General features: G+C 69.6%; 21 protein-coding genes. 14 read left to right on the plus strand and 7 right to left on the minus strand.

Annotation, left to right across the window (positions count from 1 at the left end):
• Positions 1-182 precede the first annotated feature (182 nt).
• Complete coding sequence (locus tag ACQP2O_RS54390) at positions 183-1,127, plus strand: D-alanyl-D-alanine carboxypeptidase family protein (protein ID WP_433178558.1); 945 nt, start codon at positions 183-185, stop codon at positions 1,125-1,127.
• Positions 1,128-1,139: 12 nt separating this feature from the next.
• Positions 1,140-2,903, plus strand: coding sequence for a prolyl oligopeptidase family serine peptidase (locus tag ACQP2O_RS54395; protein ID WP_433178560.1), 1,764 nt, complete (start codon positions 1,140-1,142; stop codon positions 2,901-2,903).
• A 43-nt stretch (positions 2,904-2,946) separates the two neighbouring features.
• Here the strand turns inward: ACQP2O_RS54395 and ACQP2O_RS54400 are convergent, their stop codons facing one another.
• Positions 2,947-3,609, minus strand: coding sequence for a TetR family transcriptional regulator (locus ACQP2O_RS54400; protein ID WP_433178562.1), 663 nt, complete (start codon positions 3,607-3,609; stop codon positions 2,947-2,949).
• Positions 3,610-3,765: 156 nt separating this feature from the next.
• Between ACQP2O_RS54400 and ACQP2O_RS54405 the strand changes: the two genes are divergently transcribed.
• Positions 3,766-4,872 (plus strand): hypothetical protein, encoded by a 1,107-nt coding sequence (locus ACQP2O_RS54405; protein ID WP_433178564.1) that lies wholly within the window; start codon positions 3,766-3,768, stop codon positions 4,870-4,872.
• Between the two features lie 96 nt (positions 4,873-4,968).
• On the opposite strand, the gene ACQP2O_RS54410 is transcribed toward ACQP2O_RS54405, so the two are convergent.
• Positions 4,969-6,171 (minus strand): CdaR family transcriptional regulator, encoded by a 1,203-nt coding sequence (locus ACQP2O_RS54410; RefSeq protein WP_433178566.1) that lies wholly within the window; start codon positions 6,169-6,171, stop codon positions 4,969-4,971.
• A 233-nt stretch (positions 6,172-6,404) separates the two neighbouring features.
• On the opposite strand from ACQP2O_RS54410, the gene ACQP2O_RS54415 reads away from it, so the two are divergent.
• From ACQP2O_RS54415 to ACQP2O_RS54430, 4 genes are read left to right on the plus strand one after another with little or no spacing between them, the layout of a single operon-like run.
• Positions 6,405-7,304: a substrate-binding periplasmic protein gene (locus ACQP2O_RS54415; protein WP_433178568.1), complete on the plus strand. Its 900-nt coding sequence runs from the start codon at positions 6,405-6,407 to the stop codon at positions 7,302-7,304.
• A gap of 20 nt (positions 7,305-7,324) precedes the next feature.
• A complete protein-coding gene (locus ACQP2O_RS54420; RefSeq protein WP_433178570.1) occupies positions 7,325-8,062 on the plus strand; it encodes an amino acid ABC transporter permease in 738 nt (245 codons plus the stop codon).
• Positions 8,059-8,862: an amino acid ABC transporter ATP-binding protein gene (locus ACQP2O_RS54425; RefSeq protein ID WP_433178572.1), complete on the plus strand. Its 804-nt coding sequence runs from the start codon at positions 8,059-8,061 to the stop codon at positions 8,860-8,862. The genes ACQP2O_RS54420 and ACQP2O_RS54425 overlap by 4 nt, the downstream gene beginning before the upstream one ends.
• 39 nt (positions 8,863-8,901) lie before the next feature.
• Positions 8,902-10,218 carry an NAD(P)/FAD-dependent oxidoreductase gene (locus tag ACQP2O_RS54430; protein ID WP_433191527.1) on the plus strand — a complete coding sequence of 439 codons (1,317 nt, stop codon included), beginning with the start codon at positions 8,902-8,904 and terminating at the stop codon, positions 10,216-10,218.
• Here ACQP2O_RS54430 and ACQP2O_RS54435 read toward each other — a convergent pair.
• Together ACQP2O_RS54435 and ACQP2O_RS54440 are read right to left on the minus strand one after the other, a co-directional pair.
• On the minus strand, positions 10,172-10,672 hold the full coding sequence (locus tag ACQP2O_RS54435; RefSeq protein WP_433178574.1) for a GNAT family N-acetyltransferase: 501 nt from the start codon (positions 10,670-10,672) through the stop codon (positions 10,172-10,174). The genes ACQP2O_RS54430 and ACQP2O_RS54435 overlap by 47 nt on opposite strands.
• A gap of 63 nt (positions 10,673-10,735) precedes the next feature.
• Positions 10,736-11,323, minus strand: a complete 588-nt coding sequence (locus ACQP2O_RS54440) for a TetR/AcrR family transcriptional regulator (protein ID WP_433178576.1) — start codon at positions 11,321-11,323, stop codon at positions 10,736-10,738.
• A gap of 153 nt (positions 11,324-11,476) precedes the next feature.
• Between ACQP2O_RS54440 and ACQP2O_RS54445 the strand changes: the two genes are divergently transcribed.
• The 3 genes from ACQP2O_RS54445 to ACQP2O_RS54455 all read left to right on the plus strand — a co-directional run bounded on the left by ACQP2O_RS54445 (position 11,477) and on the right by ACQP2O_RS54455 (position 13,828).
• On the plus strand, positions 11,477-12,292 hold the full coding sequence (locus ACQP2O_RS54445; protein ID WP_433178578.1) for an oxidoreductase: 816 nt from the start codon (positions 11,477-11,479) through the stop codon (positions 12,290-12,292).
• A 33-nt stretch (positions 12,293-12,325) separates the two neighbouring features.
• Entirely contained in the window at positions 12,326-13,036 is a 711-nt protein-coding gene (locus ACQP2O_RS54450; protein WP_433178580.1) for an SDR family oxidoreductase, read from the plus strand.
• Between the two features lie 81 nt (positions 13,037-13,117).
• Positions 13,118-13,828 carry an aspartate/glutamate racemase family protein gene (locus ACQP2O_RS54455; protein WP_433178583.1) on the plus strand — a complete coding sequence of 237 codons (711 nt, stop codon included), beginning with the start codon at positions 13,118-13,120 and terminating at the stop codon, positions 13,826-13,828.
• Positions 13,829-13,933: 105 nt separating this feature from the next.
• On the opposite strand, the gene ACQP2O_RS54460 is transcribed toward ACQP2O_RS54455, so the two are convergent.
• Both ACQP2O_RS54460 and ACQP2O_RS54465 read right to left on the minus strand, forming a co-directional pair.
• Entirely contained in the window at positions 13,934-14,671 is a 738-nt protein-coding gene (locus ACQP2O_RS54460; protein WP_360882381.1) for a FadR/GntR family transcriptional regulator, read from the minus strand.
• Between the two features lie 213 nt (positions 14,672-14,884).
• Entirely contained in the window at positions 14,885-16,456 is a 1,572-nt protein-coding gene (locus tag ACQP2O_RS54465) for an amino acid permease (protein ID WP_433178585.1), read from the minus strand.
• Between the two features lie 379 nt (positions 16,457-16,835).
• On the opposite strand from ACQP2O_RS54465, the gene ACQP2O_RS54470 reads away from it, so the two are divergent.
• From ACQP2O_RS54470 to ACQP2O_RS54485, 4 genes are read left to right on the plus strand one after another with little or no spacing between them, the layout of a single operon-like run.
• The gene (locus tag ACQP2O_RS54470; RefSeq protein WP_433191530.1) at positions 16,836-18,161 is read left to right on the plus strand and encodes a glutamine synthetase family protein; all 1,326 of its coding nucleotides are present in this window, start codon (positions 16,836-16,838) and stop codon (positions 18,159-18,161) included.
• A 26-nt stretch (positions 18,162-18,187) separates the two neighbouring features.
• Positions 18,188-19,552, plus strand: coding sequence for an aldehyde dehydrogenase family protein (locus ACQP2O_RS54475; RefSeq protein WP_433178586.1), 1,365 nt, complete (start codon positions 18,188-18,190; stop codon positions 19,550-19,552).
• A gap of 29 nt (positions 19,553-19,581) precedes the next feature.
• The gene (locus ACQP2O_RS54480) at positions 19,582-20,346 is read left to right on the plus strand and encodes a 3-oxoacyl-ACP reductase (protein WP_433178588.1); all 765 of its coding nucleotides are present in this window, start codon (positions 19,582-19,584) and stop codon (positions 20,344-20,346) included.
• Positions 20,343-21,110 carry a gamma-glutamyl-gamma-aminobutyrate hydrolase family protein gene (locus tag ACQP2O_RS54485; RefSeq protein ID WP_433178590.1) on the plus strand — a complete coding sequence of 256 codons (768 nt, stop codon included), beginning with the start codon at positions 20,343-20,345 and terminating at the stop codon, positions 21,108-21,110. The genes ACQP2O_RS54480 and ACQP2O_RS54485 overlap by 4 nt, the downstream gene beginning before the upstream one ends.
• Before the next feature lie 55 nt (positions 21,111-21,165).
• Here ACQP2O_RS54485 and ACQP2O_RS54490 read toward each other — a convergent pair whose 3' ends face one another.
• Positions 21,166-21,765, minus strand: a complete 600-nt coding sequence (locus ACQP2O_RS54490; RefSeq protein ID WP_433178593.1) for a dihydrofolate reductase family protein — start codon at positions 21,763-21,765, stop codon at positions 21,166-21,168.
• Positions 21,766-21,850: the final 85 nt, after the last annotated feature.

Consider the following 21,850-nt stretch of genomic DNA (forward strand, 5'->3'; position numbering starts at 1 on the left):
CAGGTACCGAACGGAACATCCAGCCCAATCCAGAGACCGCATCTGACCGAACGGCCCATCCGGACCAATCCCGACTGAGCACATCTGACCGCATCCGGCCTCATCGTCCCGCGAGTCAGATTGCGCCCGAATTGATCAACTGCGAACATGCTTTCCTTCCCCCAGGATCACCAGGAGTTCGCATGCGTCGCAGCGCGTGTCTGGTCGCCGCCACCGTCGCGGGGACCCTGATCGGCTCGGTTCCGCTGACCATTCCGAACGCCGTCGCCGCCACCACCGCCCCGAAGGCCCCTATCGCCGCCCAGGCGTCCCAACCGTCCGGGATCGCCGCGAAGGGCGCCTACCTCTACGACTCGACCAAGGGCAAGAAGCTGTGGGGCGTCGCCACCACGACCAAGCGCCCCATCGGCAGCATCACCAAGGTGATGACCGCGCTCGTCGTGATCCGCGCCGGCGGTCTCGACCGCAAGATCACCGTCAAGAAGAGTTACGTCGACCACGTCAAGGGCAACGACGCCACGACCGCCGGACTGAAGGTCGGTGACAAGGTGTCGGTCGGGCAGCTGCTGAACGGCATGCTCCTGCCGTCCGGCTGCGACGCGGCGTACGCCCTCGCCGACGTGTACGGCCCGGGGCAGACGAAGTTCGTCGCCAAGATGAACAAGACCGCGAAGTCGCTCGGGATGACGAGCACCTACTTCCGGACGTCCGACGGGCTGCCCACCTCCTCGCACAAGGAGGGGTACTCCACGCCGAGCAACCTGATGAAGCTGGCGAAGGCGGCGATGGCGAGCTCGTCGTTCCGCGCGGTCGTCGCCCGCAAGACGTACTCGGTGTCGAAGACCAGCGGGCACCGCGCGTACAAGTGGACCAACACGAACCTGCTCCTCGGCTCCTACAGCGGCGCCATCGGCATCAAGACCGGCCACACGGACGGCGCGGGCTACTGCCTGCTGTTCGCGGCCCGGCGCGGCGGCCGTACGCTTTACGGGGTGGAGCTGAACAGCACGACCACCTCCCCGAACCGCCGGTTCACCGACGCGGCCAAGATGCTCGACTGGGCGTACGGCACCAAGTCGGCGCAGATGCGGCTTCGCTCTCTCCCCGCAGGTACGGCCACGGACTGACAGACTTGACTCATGGTTGACGACGAACGCTGGAAGGCCCGTTTCCGGGCCGCCCGGGTGAGCCTGCCCAGCTGGGCGCACGACGCGCCACACCGCTCGGTGTACCGCTCGAACACCACCGGGACCTGGGAGATCTACACCTGGGACCGTACGACCGACGAACGCCGGCAGGTCACCGACCGGCCCAACGGCACCTGGATCGGGGGCATCGACCCGACCGGCGAGTGGATCTGGTGGTTCGCCGACACCGACGGGGACGAGTTCGGGGTGTGGCGGCGCCAGCGGTTCGGCGGCGGGGAGGACGCGCCCGCCGTCCCCGCTCTGGAGCCGTCCTACCCCGCCGGCCTCGCCGTGGGATCCAGCGGTCTCGCCGTCATCGCCCGGTCGACGGACGGCGGCACGACGATCCACGTGTGCCCGCCGGGAGCCGACCCGTACGTCCTGTACTCGCACGCCGAGGACGCGTACGCGATCGACCTGTCCGAGGACGAGGCGCTCGTCGCGATCAACCACAGCGAGCACGGCGACAGTCGGCACATGGCGCTCCGGGTCGTGCGCGCGGACGGCGAGACCGTCGCCGACCTGTGGGACGGCCCGGGCAAGGGGCTGGGCGGGCTGTCGTTCTCCCCGGTCGCCGGCGACCAGCGACTGCTCGTCGAGCACGAGCGGCGCGGCAGGCCGGAGCTGCTGATCTGGAACCCTGTCGGCGGCGACGTGCAGGAGGTCGTCCTCGACCTACCCGGCGAGGTCGGCGCCAACTGGTACCCCGACGGGTCGGCCCTGCTCGTCTCGCACTCCCACCACGCGCGCGACGAGCTGTACCGCTACGACCTGGCGAGCGGCGCGCTGGAGCGGATCGACACGCCGCCCGGGACGATCGGGTCGGCCACCGCCCGCCCGGACGGCACGGTCGAGTTCTCCTGGTCGTCGTCGGCGTCGCCGCCCGTGATCCGCTCGACGTCGGGCGCGGTGGTGCTGGCCCCGCCCGGCCCGCCCGCACCCGAGTCGGTGCCGGTCGAGGACGCCTGGGTGACGGGTCTCGGCGGCGACATCCACGCCCTGGTCTCCAAGCCGGCGGGCTCGGGCCCGTACCCGACCGTCTTCGACGTCCACGGCGGGCCGACCGCGTACGACGACGATTCCTTCTCCCCGGACACCGCCGCCTGGGTGGACCACGGCTTCGCCGTCGTGCGCGTGAACTACCGGGGGTCGACCGGATACGGCAGCACGTGGCGCGACGCCATCGAGGGCCGTCCCGGACTGACCGAGCTGGAGGACATCAAGGCCGTCCGCGACTGGGCCGTCTCCTCCGGGCTGGCCGACCCCTCGCGGCTCGTGCTCACCGGCGGGTCGTGGGGCGGCTACCTCACCCTGCTCGGCATCGGCACGCAGCCGGACGACTGGTCGGTCGCGGTGGGCATCGTCCCGGTGGCCGACTACCTCGCCGCGTACGAGGACGAGATGGAGGCGCTGCAGGCGTTCGACCGGTCGCTGTTCGGCGGTTCGCCGGCCGACGTCCCCGAGCGGTACACGGCCTCCTCACCGATCACGTACGTCGAGCAGGTCACCGCCCCGGTGCTGGTCATGGCCGGCGAGAACGACCCGCGCTGCCCGATCCGCCAGATCGAGAACTACCTCACCCGGCTGCGGGAGCTGGGCAAGGAGCACGAGGTCTACCGCTACGACGCCGGGCACGGCTCCCTCGTGGTCGAGGAGCGCATCCGGCAGATGGCCGCGACCATCGACTTCGCCCGCAAGCACCTCGACATGACGTGAGCCCGGGACCGGCCGGACGCGCGCAAGCGCTCCGCCGGTCCCGCTATGTGCGCAGGTCGCGGTAGGTGGCCAGGGCGTCGCGCACGACGCCCCGCATGCCGGGAACCCGTGCCAGGGCGACGAGGCGGTCGATCAGCGGAACCGTGCGCTCGATGAGCCGGTAGGTCCTGGCCGCGTCCGGCGAGCTGTCGTACACCCAGTGCAGGATCACGCCCATCGAGTAGAGCCACAGCAGCTCCGGCAGGTCGGCGCGGATCTCCGCATCGGCCTTGAGCGTCGAGCCCTCCACGACCTCGCGGTAGATGGCGACGGCGGCCTCGCGGATCGGCGCCGACTCGGCGCTGAACGGGCTGAGCGGGCTCGTCGGCTCGGCCGCGTACTTGAAGAACTTCCCGGCGAACTCCTTGTACGGCTGCAGCACGTCGATCCGCGCGCGGACCACGCCGAGCAACCGCGCACGGAACTCCCGCTCCCGCTCCAGCACGGCCCGGCACGCTTCGGTGTGATCGTCCTGGGAGTGCTCGTAGTAGAGCTGGATCAGCTCTTCCTTCGAGGAGAAGTAGTAGTAGGCGTTGCCGACGGACACCCCGGCCTCGGCGGCGATCGCCCGCATCGTGGTGGCCTCGTAGCCACGCTCGCGGAACAGCCGCAGGGCGGTCTTCGCGATCAGTTCTCTCGTCTGCTCGGACTTGGTCGGTGCGCCCACAGCCGACACTGTACGACCCTCCGCGGACCATCCGTGTCGGTCAGCGACAGGCCATAACTACGTGCGGAATCGGGAAAGCGGCGCGTCCCTTGCCGGAGTGTCGCGCTTGACGCGATCAATGCTGCGACTGGCGCTGCGACAGTACGGGAGGGCTTCATGTCGATTCGCACTACCGTCATCGCCGGCTGCGCCGTGGGGTTCTGCACGTTAATGGCAGGTCCCGCGGCCATGGCGCGCACTCACAACCCGGCGTCCGCCCCGAACCTGCTGCACCAGCGGCTGGCCAGGGTGCTGCTCCGGGCCGGGGGGATCCGCTCGATCTCCTCCGGGCACTGCGCACGGCGCGCGAATCCGCACTGCACCTCGTTCGAGGGGCTGCGGGCGGCGACGTTCAGTGGGCTGCTGGCGCTGAAGCAGGCCAGCCACTGCCATCTGACCGTCTCCGGCGGTACGGAGGCGGGCCACGCTGCGGGCCGCTTCAGCCACCACTCCGGCTACAAGCTCGACGTCCTGCCCAACCGGTGCCTCGACGGCTACATCCCGCGCCACTTCCAGCGTGTCGCGACGCGGGGCGACGGCGCGACGCAGTATCGCGGGCCGGGGCCCGTGACGCTCGCGCGCGAGGGGTCCCACTGGGACCTGACCTTCGGTGCCGCTCCGGGTTCACCGATCGGGCACAGGGGCGTCAAGCCACCGACCGACCAGGGGGGCGGCAAGCCGGGCATCGGGCAGGGCGAGGACAAGCCGATGACCGGGCGCGACGACGACGAGCTCCCGACCGGCAGCGGAGACGACGACGCCCTCACCGGCGGAGCCGAGAAGAGCGGAGGCGGCAAGACCGTCCCCGTGACCGGGAGCGGCAAGACCGTGCCCGCAACCGGAGACAGCAAGATCGTTCCCGTGAGCGGAGACGGCAAGACCGTCCCCACAACCGGAAACGGCAAGACCGTGCCCGTGACCGGAAACGGCAAGACCGTGCCCGTGACCGGAAACGGCAAGACCGTCCCCGCGGCCGGAGGCACCAAGACCGCCCCCGCGACCGGGAGCGACAGGACCGGCACCGGGAGCGGGGACGCGAAGGCCGCACCCCGAACGGGCAAGGAGGAGAGACCGGGCACGCGACGCGGCACCGGCAGGCATGGGCTGAGGCGCGGAGCCCCACCGTCGGTGGGCGCGCCCGGATCCACCGAACACAGGATCGACCGCAGGCACGTCGATGGCGTCTCGGGGTGGTACGACCCTGAGGATGACGACGACGACTGAGGGTTTCCCGTGAAACATGGGAGGCGGGGTCGGACGGACCAGGTCCGTTCGGCCCCGCCGGCCTGTGTGCCTGGGACGTTGCGCCGACCGTGGTCGTCAGTCGTCCAGGTGATCCGCCACGCAGGCCAGATAGAGGGCCAGCCGGTCCGCGTCGCCGTCGGCCCGGTCGCCCTCCCGGCGAGCGATCTTGTCGAGCCGGTAGACCAGCGTGTTGCGGTGGATGTTCAGCGCGGCCGCGGTCCGGACGAGGTTGAAGCCGTGCTCGGTCCACACGGTGATCGTCTGGCGGAGCACGGGCCAGTCGGGGCGCTCGCACAACTCCGCGACGTAGGTCTCGGCGAAACGCCTGCGCACCCGGTGCGGAACCGCCGCGAGCAGCTGATGCACCCGCAGTTCGTCGATGGAATGCACCGAAGCGGCGGGCCGGGTCCGCGATCCGAGCCGCAGCGCGGCCTTCGCGTCCTCGTAGGAGTCCCGCAACTCCGGCACCGAGGCGGCGAGCCCGCCGACGCCGACCCTCGCGGACAGGCCGAGCCGGCGCTGGACGTTGTCGACGAGCGCGCGGCCCAGTGACCGCACGCCGGGCGGATCGTCCACGGCGGCCGGCCTGGCCGGACCCCGGTGGAACACGGCGAACCGACCGGCCGCCACGGCGGCGACGAGGTCCTGCGGAGAGGCGAACGTCTCCCGGATGAGGCGCAGCAGCGTCGATCGCAGGTTGTGGCCGTCCGGCGCGATGGCGGTCGCGGTGTCCTCGAGCTCGAGGAGCATCGCCGTCCGCGGGACGCCCAGGTCATAGCCGAGTTCCTCGGCGCGGAGCGCCAGCTCGTCGGGGGTGACGAGGTCGGCGTCGAAGTGTGCGATGTCGCGGACGAGGTCCTCCAGGACGCGTTCGCGCAGCAGGTGGGACCGCAGCAGCAGCGACTCCCGCAGGAGGATCTCGGTCTGCCGCTGGACGACCAGCCCGAAGCGCCGCACCTGTGCGGGTGCGCCGGTGATGCCCACGGTGCCGGCCGCCTGCCCGTCGATGACGATGGGCAGGGTGACGCCCGGCCGTACGCCGCGCAGGAGGCGGGCCTGCCCCACCGTGTGCGCCGCGGCCTGCAACGTCCGCATGACCTCCACCGACGCCTCGTGGAAGGAGCCGATACGGCCGGCGTCCCCGCTGCCGATGACGACGCCGTCCGGATCGGTGATCAGGACGTTGAATCCGATGATGGCGCTGGTGTCGCCGGCGATCTCCTGCGCCAGCGCGGGGGTCAGCGCCGAATGCCACCCTGGCCCGAGCCCCTGGGACATGCGCGCTCCTCGGTCGTACGTGTCGTACGAGCACAGGGGCCTATTTACTCACATGTTCGTACGAATCGGCTAATGACCTGGGCCGATGCCGCTCTCTACCGTGTACGCAATCGACGGCGAAGGCCGGCCGGGACACGGTCCGGCGGGTCCTCGCAACGGCTGGAGACCCTTCTCAGAGTTAGGCCGACGTACTCATGTGGTGGAGAAAAACCCGGCCCGGATCCCACGCCCTCATGGCCGCCACGGCGGCGCTGACCGCCCTCGGCTCCCTCAGCGCCTGCGGTGGCTCCGCCAGCGGGAGCAGCGCGAAATCAACCTCCAACCCGTACAACACCCTCAAGCCCGGCGTGCTCAAGGTGACGATAGAGCCGTACCAGCCGTACACCGCCCGCCAGGGCGACAAGCTCGTCGGCATCGACAGCGAGATCCTGCAGGCCGCCGCCGCCAAGCTGAACCTGAAGATCGAAACCCAGGTCACCGACTTCAACGGCATGCTCGGCAGCATCCAGAGCCGCCGCGCCGACATCACGATCGGCGGCATCGCCTGGACGAAGAAACGGCAGGAGCAGGGCCTGTTCACCGACCCGCCGTACTACTCGCCGCCGGCCATGGCCGTGCACAGCGGCAAGCAGTACTCCACGGTCCAGAGCCTGCAGGGGCTGAGCCTGGGCACCGTCACCGGCTACGTGTGGGTCGACTCGATCAGGTCGATCCCGGGCGCGAAGCTGCACGCCTACCCCAACGCGCAGGGCGTGTTCAACGACCTGTCCGCCGGCCGCATCCAGGTCGGCTTCCTGGACCCGCTGTTGGTGATCTACACCCAGCAGAAGCGGCCCGACATGCACTTCACGACGCAGTACCTCACGCCGCCGACCGACGCCGAGGTCAAGCAGAAGCCCACGTACGACGCCCTCCGGCCGTACATGACGAGCTTCTACATCCCCAAGCAGGAGCCGAAGCTGGAGCAGGCCATCTCGACGCAGATCCGGCAGATGTACACGGACGGCGAGATGACCGCGCTGATCAAGAAGTACGGCGGCGACCCGAACCAGTTCCTCAAGCCCTCCCCGTGGATGGCGGGTCAACGGCAGGGCGTCGACCGGCCGGCCGGGTGGCAACCCCCGTCGATCTGACGGCGAGCGGAAGGACCGCGATGTTCAAGGTTCCCTGGTCCGACTACACCGGCTCGCTGGTGCAAGGACTGCTGCACACGCTGGAGTACACGGCGCTCGGATTCGCAGGCGCCGTGATCCTCGGGCTCGCCGTCGCCCTCCTGCGGATGAACCGCCTGCGGATCGTACGGCTCCCCGCGACGATCTACACCGAGGTGTTCAAGAACATCCCGTTGCTCGCGATCATCTTCATCACCTACTTCGGGCTGACCTCCGTGGGCGTGAAGCTCAGTGCGCTGGAGGCCGGGTCGCTCAGCATGGTGATCTTCTACGCGGCGTACCTCTCGGAGATCTTCCGATCCGCGCTCGCCGGCGTACACGACGGCCAGCGGGAGAGCGCTCACGCCCTCGGCCTGAGCGGCCTCGGCACCCTCACGCACGTGGTGTTCCCGCAGGCGCTGCGCCTGGCCCTGCCCGGTACCAACACGATGCTGGTGGACCTGCTCAAGTCGACCTCGCTGCTCGTGACGATCTCCGCGGCCGAGCTGATGACCCAGGCACAGCTCATCACCTCCGACACGTTCCGTGCCCTGGAGGTCTACATCGTCATCGCGGCGATCTACTTCGCCGTCTGCTACCCGCTGTCCCAGGCGTTGCTCTGGCTGGAACGGCGGGTGCGCGCGGGCACGCCGCTGTTCCCCGGGCGACGTCGGCGCCTGCGTAAGGCCCGCGCGCTGCTCGCGGTCGCCGAGGCCGAGCCCGTGCTGGAGGCGAAATGACAATCGAAAGGCCCGCCGTGACGAAGGCCGCTCAGCCCGCCGACGACGGCCCCGTCGTACGGATCGACGGTCTCGGCAAGTCGTTCGACGGCCGGGTCGTCCTCGACGACATCGGCCTGGACGTACGGTCCGGCGACATCGTCAGCATCCTCGGCGCCAGCGGGGGCGGCAAGAGCACCCTGCTGCGCTGCGTCAACCTGCTCGAACGGCCGGATCGGGGGACCATCGAGGTCGCCGGCGAACCGGTCTTCGCGAACGGCCGCGTCGCGTCCGGCGACCTGGCCCGCCTGCGGCAGCGCGTCGGCATGGTGTTCCAGCGGTTCCACCTGTTCCCGCACCTCACCGCCGTCGAGAACGTCGTGCTCGCGCAGATCAAGGCGGCCGGCGTCCGCGAGGACGAGGCGATCGCCACGGCCGTGCGCCTGCTCCGCCGTGTCGGCCTCGCGCACCGAGCGCTCGCCTTCCCCGAACAGATGTCCGGCGGCGAGCAACAGCGGGTGGCGATCGCCCGCGCGCTCGCGCTCCGGCCAGCCGTGCTGCTCTTCGACGAGCCGACCTCGGCGCTCGACCCGGAGTCGACCGGGGAGGTGCTCCGCGTCATGCGCGACCTCGCCGACGACGGCATGACGATGATGATCGTCACGCACGAGGTCCCGTTCGCCCGGGAGATCTCCGACTGGGTGGCCTTCATCGACAGTGGGCGCGTCGTCGAGGAGGGCCCTGCGGCGCAGGTGCTGGACGACCCGCGGCAGACCCGTACGCAGGCCTTCCTCCGGTCCTACCGCAGTTCGGGAAGGTGAACGGTCCTGTCTGCTGAAAGCCGTGCTCCGGTCGTCGTCATCGGCGGCGGAGCGATCGGGCTGTGCACCGCCTTCCACCTCCGGCGCCTCGGCGTCCCGGTGCACGTCGTCGACCGGGGGCCCGTCGGGGGCGGCTCCTCGTGGGGCAACGCCGGCTGGGTCTGCCTCAGCCACTCCGCACCGGTGCCCGCGCCGGGGGTGATCTGGTACGCCGCGCGGTCCATCGGCCGGCCCGACTCCCCGCTCTACCTGCGTCTCCAACCCACACCGGCGTTCCTCCGCTGGCTGGTGCTGTTCCAGCGCAGCTGCGCCCGTACGGTCTTCGACCGCGGGTACGCGGCCGTCGCCGAGTTCGCCCAGGCCACCTTCGAGCGCTTCGCCGAACTCGCCGACGCCGACGTGGTGACCACCCTGACCCGCCCCGGCCTCGTCCACGCCTACTCGTCCATGGCGGAGGCGCGACGGACGCACGGGATCCAGCGGGCGATGGCGTGGGCCGGGTACGACGTTCCCGGCGAGATCCTCACCGGCAAGGAGGCCATGGCGCTGGATCCCGCCCTCGGCGGCAAGGTCGAGGCGGGCTACCTCGTCCCCGGCGAAGGCGTCGTGAACCCGACCGCGTTCGTGGCCTCGCTCGCCGACCGGCTGCGGCACGACGGCGTCGGCGTCACCGAGCACGAGGCGGTCCGCGGGTTCCGCATCCGCGACGGCCGGATCGCGGCGCTGCGCACCACGAGCGGCGACATCGAGTGCTCCTCCGTCGTCGTGGCCGCCGGCGCCTGGTCGGTGGACCTCCTGCGGTGGCTCGGCGTCCGCCTGCCGTTGCAGGCGGGCAAGGGCTACAGCTTCTCCATCGACCTCGACCCGGCTCCCGAACATCCGCTGTACCTCGGCGACAAGCACATCGCGGTCTCGCCCATCGGGGGCGCCACCCGCATCGCCGGGACGATGGAACTCAGCGGCAACAACCGGCGGCTCGACTGGCGGCGTGTCGTCGCGATCGCGCACGCCAGCCGTGACTACCTCGGTCACTGGTACGACAGCGCCGACGACCTCATGGCCCTCATCCACGATCCGTGGGTCGGCGGGCGCCCCATGATGCCGGACGGACTGCCCGTGCTCGACCGGGTGCCCGGCAGCCCGAACGCGTACGTGGCCACCGGCCACGGCATGCTCGGCATCACGCTCGCGCCGGTGACCGGCAAGGCGATGGCGGACTACGTCGTGACCGGCCGGCGCCCGGCCGAACTCGCCGCCTTCCGCGCCGACCGGTTCCGCGGCCTGCTGGCACACCGACCGGGTGGTGGCGTCACGTCCGGCGGAAGAGCACCTGGCCCGGCCAGTTGCGGACCGTGAACGTCTCGGCCGGGGTGAAGCCGTTGCCGCGGTAGTAGTCGACCAGGCGGCCGTCATTACCGGCGTAGCAGTCGACGCGCAGCAGGCCGACGCCCAGGCGCCGGGCTTCCGCACATGCGTGTTCGAGCAGCGCGGCGCCCACGCTCTGACCCGCGAAGGGACGGGAGGTGACGAGCCAGTTGATGTACAGCTCCGGCTCATCGGCGGCCGGGACGTGATGCGGTGCCACCGACGAGACGGTCATGGCGCCCGCCGGCGCCTCCAAGACCTCGGCGATCCAGGCGGTGCCGGTGCGCACCTTGTCGGTGATGCTCCGCACCTGTTTCGGGTTCGCCGACCACGGCTCGGTGCCCCACTGGTCCGAACGGCCGATGGCGGTCAGCCAGGCCACCGCGGCGTCCAGCATCTCAATGATCACTGGCACGTCGGCCACTCCGCCCTGACGGATCCTCACTCTTCCGGCTCCTTCCGCTCAAGCTTGAGCTCAGTAGGTCTGCCGCCGCGCACCGAAGGGGCGCTACCGTTCGGGCCCGGCGCTCAACAGCGCGAGGGCGTTCTGGATGCCTTGCTCGAGGATGTCATCGGCGAGCCGCCGGTCGGTCAGAGCGCGGGATAGTTGCAGCGTCCCGACCATCGCGGCAAAGACGCTGAGCGCCTTCGTGCGTGCTGGCCGCGAATCGTCCGGCGCCAGACGAGCGGCGATGTCGTCGATGACGACCAGCAATCCGTTGGTGAACGCCTGTCTGGTCGGATCCGTGCAGCGCCCGATCTCGTCGAGCAGGGCGGCAGATGGGCAGCCGTCCTCGAGGTTGTCGCGGTGCTCGACCGAGAGGTACGTACGCACGAATTGTTCAAGTCCGGCGAGGCCTGGCCCTATCGCGCCGAGGCTCTCGCACTGTGCGCGGAGTTGGTCGGCGACCACGGAGGTGACCAGGTCGTCCTTGGAGGCGAAGTGGGCGTAGAAGGCGCCATTGGTCAGTCCCGCGTCCGCCATGAGTGTGGCGACCCCTGAACCGTCGATGCCGTCGCCCTTGAACCGGCGGCCGGCCGTCTCGATGATCCGCCGCCGCGTCGCCTGCTTGTGCTCCTTGCCGTACCGCACCACCACATGCTCCTTGTCCGGCCAGCTGGCTGCATGCCCACCGACCCACCCCGGATGAGAGTACGACCATAATCTAATTTCCCGAAGACTCTTGCCCCCTGAACCCGTCTCACTCTATGGTCTTACGATCATAAGCTAAAACCCAGGAGGCAGACGATGACAGCAACTCGACCGGTGGCGCTCGTGACGGGTGCGTCCTCGGGCATCGGGAAGGCCACCGCCCTCGCGCTCGCCGAGGCGGGCTTCCAGGTGGTCGGAACAAGCCGGAACACGACGAAGGTCACCCCTATCAAGGGCGTGACCTTCCTCGACCTCGACGTGGTCAGCGACGAGTCCGTCACGACCGCGGTCGGGCAGGTGATCGAGCGGTTCGGCCGGATCGACATCCTGGTCAACAACGCCGGTGTCGGCTCAGCGGGCGCCGCCGAGGAAAGCTCCGTTGCCCAAGCCCAGCGCATCTTCGACACCAACGTCTTCGGCGTCATCCGCATGACCAAGGCCGTCCTGCCGCACATGCGCGCTCAGGGAAGCGGCCGCATCATCAACGTCTCGTCCGTCCTCGGGTTCCTCCCCGCGCCCTACGGAGCCGTCTACGCCGCGTCCAAGCACGCGGTCGAGGGCTACTCCGAGTCCGTGGACCACGAGGTCCGCCAACACGGCGTCCGGGTCCTTCTCATCGAGCCCGCCTTTACCGAGACCGCGTTCGACGCGAACCGCCCGCAACCCGAAACACCGCTGGGGATCTACGCGCAGCAGCGGCAGATCTCTGACCAGGTACTGGCAGCAGCGATCAAGGACGGCGACGATCCCGCCCTCGCCGCCAAGGTGATCGTCGCAGCGGCGACCGATTCCAAGCCGAAGCTGCGGTACACCGCCGGCGCGCTGGCCCGACGCGTCAGCACGTTGCACCGCATCGTTCCCTCCCGGGCCTTCGACCGGCAGATCCGCAAGCTCAACCGGCTCCCCGGTTGACAGAGAAAACCATCAATTCACCAGGAGTATTCAGTGGACCTTTCCACCAGTACAGTCCTTGTCACCGGAGCCAACCGGGGGCTTGGCCGAGCGCTCGCCGCCGAACTGCTCACCCGCGGCGCCACGGTCTACGCCGGCGCCCGCAACCCCGACCAGGTCGACCTGCCGGGCGCCAAGCCGATCGCGCTCGACATCACCGACCCCGCCTCCGTCGCCACAGCCGTCAGGGCAACCGGCGACGTGACGGTCCTGATCAACAATGCCGGCTCGAACACCTACACCGACCTGCTCGCAGGCGACCTGGACAATATCCGCCTGGAGATGGACACCCACTACTTCGGCACCCTCTCGGTGGTCCGTGGCTTCGCCCCCCAGATCGCGGCCAACGGCGGCGGTGCGATCCTGAACGTCCTGTCCGTCCTGTCCTGGCTCAGCTTCGGGCCGGGCGGTGCCTACTGCGCTGCCAAGTCCGCACAGTGGTCGCTGACGAACGCGCTGCGCCTGCAACTCGCCGACCAGAACATTCGGGTCGCCGGACTACACGTCGGCCTCATGGACACCGACATGACCCGAGGAGTCACTGAGCCCAAGTCCGACCCTGCCGACATCGCCCGGATCGCCGTCGACGGCATCGCCGCCGGCGCCCACGAGATCGTCGCGGACGACTTCAGCCGCCAAGTGCAGTCCGGACTGGCCGCGGGCATCGAAGCGCTCTACCCGGAGCTGGCTGGGATACCGGGCTGAGCCGGACCCAGGCGCACCCGTTACGGACGCACCTGGTCAGGCTTGGCAGTGTCTCCTGCATCAACCGGGAAGGCACTACGTGTGAAGACCATCGGACTGCTCGGCGGCATGAGCAGCGTAGCCAGCGCCGAGTACTACCGACTGCTCAACGAGCGAGTCAACGCGCAACTCGGTGGCCACGCCGCGCCCGAGATAGTGCTGCGCAGCGTCGACTTCGGCATCTTTGAGCGCTGTGTCCGCACCCAAGCCTGGACCGAGGCAGCCAACTATCTCAGTGAACGGGCCCAGCAAGTCGAGCGGGGCGGCGCGGACTTTCTTCTGCTGGCGGCCAACACCCCGCATCGGGTAGCGCCACAGATCGCCGCCGCCATCAGCATCCCGTTCATCCACATCGTCGACGTGACCGCCGACGCCGCACGCGCGGCGGGCAATACCACCCTCGGCTTGCTGGGCACCGAACCCGTGATGGAACCCGGCTTCTACCGCGACCGGTTCGCGGCGGGCGGCATCGACGTCGTCGTGCCCGAGATCGAGGACCAACAACTGGTCCACCACAGCATCTTCGCGGAGCTGACCAGGGGCGTGATCAGCGACCGCACTCGGCAGCAGTACATGCGGATCATCGACGGCCTGGTCGAACAGGGCGCACTGGCGCTGGTACTCGGCTGCACCGAACTCGGTCTGCTGATCACCCCGAATGACGTGTCCGGCCTACCGCTGTACGACACCACCAGCCTGCACGTAGACCGAGCCATCGAACTCGCCCTTGAACTACGGCCCCTCCCCAGCTGATCCGTCACCGCGCCACGCGCAGCAGCCGGTTCCCGTGATCGTCGTTTTTGCGCTGGAAGCTACGACGACCCCAAAGGTCCGGCGATCCTCAACCGGCCGTGGGGCTCAGGTCAGGAAGCCGCGGAGCAGCGCGCCGGTGCCCTCCAGGTGCTCGACGATCGCGCGGCGCGCCGCCTCCGGGTCACCGTCCAGGATGGCGTTCACGATCGCGGCGTGCTGTGTCGAGGCGTGCTCGATGTTGCGCTCGAGCACCGGGATGGCGTTCAGCAGGTCGTTCAACCGCATCCGGGCGTCGGCGCAGGCACCCGCGAGCAGTGGCGAGCCGGTCAGCTCGGCGATCGTCAGATGGAACCGGGTGTCGAGCCGCCGGTAGTCCTCCGGCGCCGCCGTGTCGGCGTCCCGCAGGCACGACCGGAGCCGGTCGACCTGCTCGTCGCGCAGCCGCCGGCCGGCCAGCAACTGCCCCGCTCCGGTCTCGACCGCCATGCGGTAGATCAGAGCGTCGCTGAGCTCCTCGCCCATGCCCGCGGCGACCCGCTCCAGGTCGCCCCGTCGCGGGGCTCGGGGCCGGTAGGTCACGAAGGTCCCGCCGAACCTGCCGCGCCGGGACTCGACGTAACCCTCCTCCTGCAGGGCGCGGATCGCCTCGCGCAGCGTGACGCGACTGATGCCCAGCTGCGGGGCGAGCTCCCGCTCCGGAGGGAGACGCTCACCGTGGCCGACCACCCCGAGCTTGATCGCCTGGAGGAGGCGCTCCACGGTCTCCTCGAAGGCGTTGCCCGCGCGGACGGGCCGGAAGACCGTCGAGGGCGCCAGAGCGGCCGGATCCCGCTCGTCACTCAACGAAGACCGCCCTTCAGCACCGGCGACGCCCCTGCCCGGCGGACGCGATCCGGCCGGGCGAGCGGCGCGGGGGACGCGGTCCTGGGCTCATGCGCATCAGCGTAATGCGGTCGGCGAAACGGACGGCCGGGCCACCGCTGGACAGGCGCACGGTCTGCCGCGCCGCCACGACACCGCCGGGCGGGCTGTTTCGGGCCCGCCCGGCGGATGCGGTCAGGCCTGCGACGCTTCGGGGGCGGGTCCGCCGGCTGCGGCCGGACCGTCGGCGATCGTCGGTTCCGGCTCGTCGATCGTGCGGCGGGGCCCGGTGAACCAGGTCCGCGCCGACAGTGCCCACCAGCCACCGACCAGGGCCAGCACGATACCGAGGGCGATCGGGGCGTAGTTCACTGCGCTCCAGTCCCATTTCTTGTTGCCGGGAACGCCGGCCGGAGCGATCGGCAGGATGAAGTAGATCGAGATGACGGCGATCTCGATGATCGCGATCCAGCCGAACAGCTTGTACTTGCGTCCGAGCGTCCACGGCCCCGGCTGGAACCGGTCGCCCATCCGTACGCGCAGGTAGATGGGGATGAGGAAGGCCAGGTACAGACCGATGACCGCGATGGACACGACGGCGTAGAACGCGACGGGCGTGCCGGTCGGGCTCTTGTAGAGGGCCGGAAGGGTGAGGACCAGGGCCGCGATCGACCCCATGATGATCGCGTTCACCGGAGTGCGGTTCTTGTCCACCTTCGACCAGAGCCGCCAGCCGGGCACGCCGCCGTCCCGCGAGAACGCGTACGTCATCCGGGACATGCTCGTCACACAGCTCATGCCGCAGTAGAACTGGCCGATCACCGAGATCGCGATCACGATCTTGGCGAGCGCCGGGCTGAGCGCACTGGTGAAGATCGCCGGTGCGAAGCCCTGTGCGGCGTTGATGCCCTTGACGTCCGTCGCGGCGAACAGGAAGGACAGCAGCAGGATCCAGCCGCCGACCGCGGAGTAGGCGATGGACCGCCACAGCCCCTTGGCGGCGGTGCGCGCGGCGTCCTGGGTCTCCTCCGAGACGTGCGCGCACGCGTCGAACCCGGTGATCGTGTACTGCGTCAGCAGGAAGCCCAGCGGCAGCACGTAGAACCAGTAGGTCCCGCCGGAGAAGCCCGAGTTGTTGATCCGCTCGGTGAACACGAACTTCAGGCTCTGGTGCGAGTCCGGGCCGAACACCAGGATGAGCACGATCGCGGCGACGCCGAACACGTGCCACCAGACGGAGATGTTCTGCAGGATCGCGACGAGGTGGTGCCCGTAGATGTTGATCAGCGCGTGCAGGGCCAGGATGACCAGGAACAGCACGAACACGAAGCCGAGGCCGCCGTCCCAGCCCTTGTGCAGCATGCCGAGCAGGACGTTGAGGAACGTCGCGCAGCCGTAGTCGACCGACGCGGTGACGGCGATGAGGCCGATCAGGTTGAGCCAGCCGGTGAACCAGCCGTGCACCGGCCTGCCCATGGTGGCCGCCCACCAGTAGATGCCGCCGGCGGTCGGATAGGCCGAGACCAGCTCGGACATGCAGAACCCGATGATCAAGATGAAGCCGGCGATGAGCGGCCAACCCCAGGTGATGGCGACGGGACCGCCGTTGTTCCAGGCCTGCCCGAAGGTCGTGAAGCACCCGGACAGGATCGAGATGATCGAGAAGGAGATGGCGAAGTTGGAGAAGCCGCTCCAGGACCGCTCCAACTCCTGTTTGTAACCGAGTTCTGCGAGTCGTCTGGCGTCATCGTCGAGACCGGTGGCCATGGGGCCTCCTCGGATCGGGGGTGGTGGAGGTCGGGGGTTGGCCGGCGCGCGCCGGGTCTGCGGAGCGTCGGGGGTCTTGGGCTGTCCGTAACCCGTTCGAAACACGGCCCGTAGCGGCCCTTTCACTGTCCCGGAAGTGTGCGAGCCGGAAGACCTCCCGTCAAGGGGGTACTCACTCAGCTGTGGACGCCAGGGGTTGACAGATGCCCAGGTCTAGCCATCAATGGTTCTAAACCAAACCATTCCCCCTGGGCCGCCTCCCCGGTCCGGCGTCCGGAGAGGACGAAGCGTGGTCGACCGAGGTCTGCTCACACTCGAGCAACTCAAGGACGAGGCGGCGGCGGGCCGGATCGACACGGTCCTCATCGTCATCCCCGACATGCAGGGACGGCTGCAGGGCAAGCGCCTGTCCGCCCGGTTCTTCCTGGAGGAGGTGGCCGGGCACGGTTCGGAGGGGTGCAACTACCTGCTCGCGGTGGACGTCGACATGAACACCGTCGACGGGTACGCGATGTCCTCCTGGGAGCGCGGCTACGGCGACTTCGTCATGCGCCCGGACCTGGCCACTCTGCGCCGCATCCCCTGGCACGACGGGACCGCGATGGTCTTCGCGGACCTGGAGTGGGGCGGCGAGGCGCACGACGACGAGGCCGGGGCGCACGGAGACGACGCCGATGCGTCGCACGGCGCCGACGTCGTCGCCGCGCCGCGGCAGATCCTGCGCCGCCAGCTCGACCGGCTCGCACAACACGGCTGGACGGCCTACGTCGGCACCGAGCTGGAGTTCATCGTCTACCAGGAGTCCTACGAGGAGGCGTGGAACCGCCGGTATCAGGGTCTGACACCGGCGAACCAGTACAACGTCGACTACTCGGTGCTCGGGACCTCGCGCGTGGAACCGCTCCTGCGCCGGATCCGGAACGCCATGGACGGCGCCGGTCTGTACGTCGAGTCGGCGAAGGGCGAGTGCAACCTCGGCCAGCACGAGATCGCCTTCCGCTACACCGACGCGCTCTCCACCTGCGACAACCACGCGCTCTACAAGACCGGCGCCAAGGAGATCGCCGCCCAGGCCGGCATGTCGATCACCTACATGGCCAAGCCGAACGAGCGGGAGGGCAACTCCTGCCACATCCACATCTCGCTGCGGTCCGCCGACGGCACGCCGCTGCTCGCCGGCGACGGGCCGTACGGGCTGTCGCCGCTCGGCGAGCACTTCATCGCGGGGCAGCTGGCCTGCATCAGGGACTTCACGCTGCTGTACGCGCCGAACATCAACTCCTACAAGCGGTATGCGCCGGGCTCGTTCGCGCCGACCGCGCTCAAGTGGGGGCTGGACAACCGGACCTGCGCGCTGCGGCTGGTCGGGCACGGCCCGTCGCTGCGCATCGAGAACCGTGTGCCCGGCGGCGACGTCAACCCGTACCTGGCGGTGGCCGCCCTGGTCGCCGCGGGCCTGCACGGCATCGAGAGTGAGCTGCCGTTGGAGGACCCGTTCACCGGCAACGCGTACGCGTCCGGCGCGGAGCAGGTACGCCCGACGCTGCGCGAGGCGTACGAGGACTGGTGCAAGAGCTCCCTGGCCCGCGAGGCGTTCGGCGACGAGGTCGTCGAGCACTACGCCAACAACGCCCGCGTAGAACTCGACGCCTACGACCGGGCAATCACCGACTGGGAGCTGTTCCGCGGCTTCGAGCGGCTTTGACCAGGCAATCCACCGGGATAGAGATCGTGACCGACTTCAAAGTGATCAATCCGGCGACGGAAGAGGTCGTCGAGTCCGTGTCGATGGCGAGCGCCGGAGAGGTCGACGCCGCCGTCGAGCGCGCCGCCGCCGCGTACGAGACCTGGCGGAACGTCGCGCCCGGCGACCGCGCGCGACTGCTGCGCGCCTTCGCCGCCAAGGTCGAGGAGAACATCGACGCGCTGGCCGCCCTGGAGGTCGCCAATGCGGGCCACCCCGTCGGCCAGGCCCGCTGGGAGGCCGGGAACGTCCGCGACCTGCTGACGTACTACGCGGCCGCGCCGGAGCGGCTGTTCGGGCGGCAGATCCCGGTCGCCGGCGGGCTCAACGTGACCTTCCAGGAGCCCCTGGGCGTGGTCGGCGTGATCGTGCCGTGGAACTTCCCGATGCCGATCATGGCGTGGGGAATGGCGCCCGCGCTGGCCGCCGGCAACACCGTCATCGTCAAGCCCGCCGAGGCGACGCCGCTCACCGCGCTGCACATCGGCCGGCTCGCCCTGGAGGCCGGCCTGCCGGAAGGCGTCCTGCAGGTGCTGCCCGGCGAGGGCCCGGTCGCCGGGCAACGGCTCGTCGAGCACCCCGGAGTCCGGAAGATCGTCTTCACCGGGTCGACGAGGGTCGGCAAGCAGATCATGGCGGCCTGCGCCACGGACGTGAAACGGCTCACCCTGGAGCTGGGCGGCAAGAGCGCCAACATCGTCTTCGCCGACGCCGACCTGGAGCGGGCGGCGGCGACCGCGCCGTACGCCGTGTTCGACAACGCCGGGCAGGACTGCTGCGCGCGTTCGCGGATCCTCGTCCAGCGCGACGTGTACGACCGGTTCATGGAGCTGCTGGAGCCCGCGGTGCTGGGCGTGCGGGTCGGCGATCCGCGAGCCGAGGACACCGAGATCGGTCCGTTGATCAGCGCCGCCCAGCGGGAGCGGGTACGCGGCTACGTCGCCGGCGACATCGCGATCCAAGGCCGATGCCCGGAAGGTCCCGGTTTCTGGTTCCCGCCGACCGTCCTCGCACCCGCACCAGATGACGAGGCGTTCCAGCGGGCCTGGAACGATGAGATCTTCGGGCCGGTCGTGAGCGTCCTGCCGTTCGACGACGAGGCCGACGCCGTACGGATCGCCAACGACACGGCGTACGGCCTGTCGGGATCGATCTGGACCCGCGACGTGAGCCGCGCCCTTCGCCTCGCGCGGGCGATCGAGGCCGGCAACCTGTCGGTCAACTCCCATTCCTCGGTGCGGTACTGGACGCCCTTCGGCGGGTTCAAACAGTCCGGGTTCGGCCGCGAACTCGGCCCCGACGCGCTCACCGCCTTCACCGAGACCAAGAACGTCTTCATCGCCACCGACTGATCGCAGCTTCACCATCGGAGGGAACACGAATGCAGCGTCTGCAGGACCGCGTCGCCGTCATCACCGGCGGCGGCAGCGGGATCGGGCTGGCGACCGCGCGGCGCTTCGCCCAGGAGGGCGCCAAGGTCGTCGTCGCCGACCTCGACGAGACCACGGGCAAGGCCGCCGCCGATGAGGTCGGCGGCCTCTTCGTCCGGGCCGACGTCACCAGCGAGGACGACGTCACGGCCATGTACGCCGCGGCGAACGAGACGTACGGCTCGGTCGACATCGCCTTCAACAACGCCGGGATCTCACCGCCGGACGACGACTCGATCCTCGAGACGGGACTGGACGCGTGGCGGCGCGTGCAGGAGGTCAACCTGACCAGCGTGTACCTCTGCTGCAAGCACGTCATCCCGTACATGCGCGCGCAGGGCAAGGGCTCGATCATCAACACCGCGTCCTTCGTCGCGGTGATGGGCGCGGCCACCTCCCAGATCTCCTACACGGCGTCCAAGGGCGGCGTGCTGGCGATGTCCCGCGAGCTCGGCGTGCAGTTCGCCCGGGAGGGCATCCGCGTCAACGCCCTCTGCCCCGGGCCGGTGAACACCCCGCTGCTCCAGGAGCTGTTCGCCAAGGACCCCGAGCGGGCCGCCCGCCGCCTCGTACACGTCCCCGTCGGCCGCTTCGCCGAGGCCACGGAGATCGCCGCCGCCGTCGCCTTCCTCGCCAGCGACGACGCGTCCTTCATCACCGCATCGGAGTTCCTCGTCGACGGCGGCATCTCCGGCGCGTACGTGACGCCGCTATGAGCGTCCCTTCTCCCGTCGTGGGCATCACGGCGTACGTCGAGCCCGCCCGCTTCACCGTCTGGGACATGACGGCCACGTTGCTGCCCCACTCCTACGTCGAGCACGTCGTCCGGGCCGGCGGGCAGCCGGTGCTGCTGCCGCCGGTCGGCGATCCGGCGCCGCTGGTCGAGCGCCTCGACGCCCTGATCGTGGCCGGCGGGGGTGACCTGAACCCCGCCCGGTACGGCGCCGAGGCGCACGAGCGGACGGCCCAGGTCCGCGACTTCCGCGACGAGGCGGAACTCGGCCTCGTACGGGCCGCGCTCGAACGACGGCTCCCCGTCCTCGGCATCTGCCGTGGACTGCAGGTGCTCAACGTCGCGCTCGGCGGAACGCTCCACCAGCACCTACCGGAGGTCGTCGGCGACACCCGGCACTGCCCGGCACCAGGCGTGTACGGCCGATTCCCGGTGAAGATCGGATCCGGGACACGGCTAGCCGCCGTGTGCGCGGAGGAGCGGATCACCGTGGCGCACTATCACCACCAGGCGATCGATCGGCTCGGCACCGGGCTGATCCCGACCGCGTGGGCGGACGACGGCCTGGTGGAGGCCGCGGAGCTCACGGGATACCCGTTCGGGATCGGCGTTCAGTGGCATCCGGAGGCGGGGGACGACGGCGCCCTCTTCGCGGCTCTGATCGCCGCGGCGGACGGAGGAGCCCGCTCCGGACCGGACGACGGAGCCCTCGACGATGATCGCGCTTGGCCGAGGTCCGACGCCTGACGCTGCTAGGGCCTGTCTCGAAGTCCGCTGTCCTACTGCGCGGCTGTTGCAGGCGTTAGCCTTGCGCGAGTTCGTAGCTGTAGTACACCAGGCCGTCACCGAGCTGTCGGGTGTTGACCAGGTGCAGCGGCTTCTTGGCGCTGGCCTCATCGAACAGACGCCGGCCGGTTCCCACCACAACCGGAAAGACGACCAGCCGCAGTTCGTCGAGCAGGTTGTGTTCGATCAGTGTGCGTGCGAGCTGGTAGCTGGCGTAGATCAGGATTTCCCCGTCCACTTTGCCCTTCAGCTCCGAAACCTCCTTGACCGCGTCGCCGCGCAGGACGGTGACGTTGGTCCACCGAGGGTCGTCGACAGTCGAGGACACGACGTACTTGGGCATGCTGCGCACCCTGTTCGCCCACTCGGGGCTCACACGGCCCTCCGCCAGGTTCTGCTCTGTCATCCGGTCCGCGAACCACTCATTGGTCCGCCCGCCCAGCAGCAGCACCTCGGCATCCAGCGCCTCCTGCGTCTCACGGACGGTCCAGTCTTCGAGGTCCTTGGCTCCCACGAACTGGTGGAACCAGCCGCCGTGTTCGAAGCCCTCCGCGCCGTCCGGGTCTTGGACCACTCCGTCGAGTGTGACGTTCGAGGTGAGGACGATCTTTCCCATTTCCGTGCTCCTTTGACGAGGTTGTCGGTTGTCACGGGTATGGACGCCGCGATACCGGAAAAGGGGGCGCTGCCCGAGCGCCCCC

The organism is Actinoallomurus sp. CA-150999 (genome assembly GCF_050942425.1).
Lineage (GTDB): Bacteria > Actinomycetota > Actinomycetes > Streptosporangiales > Streptosporangiaceae > Actinoallomurus.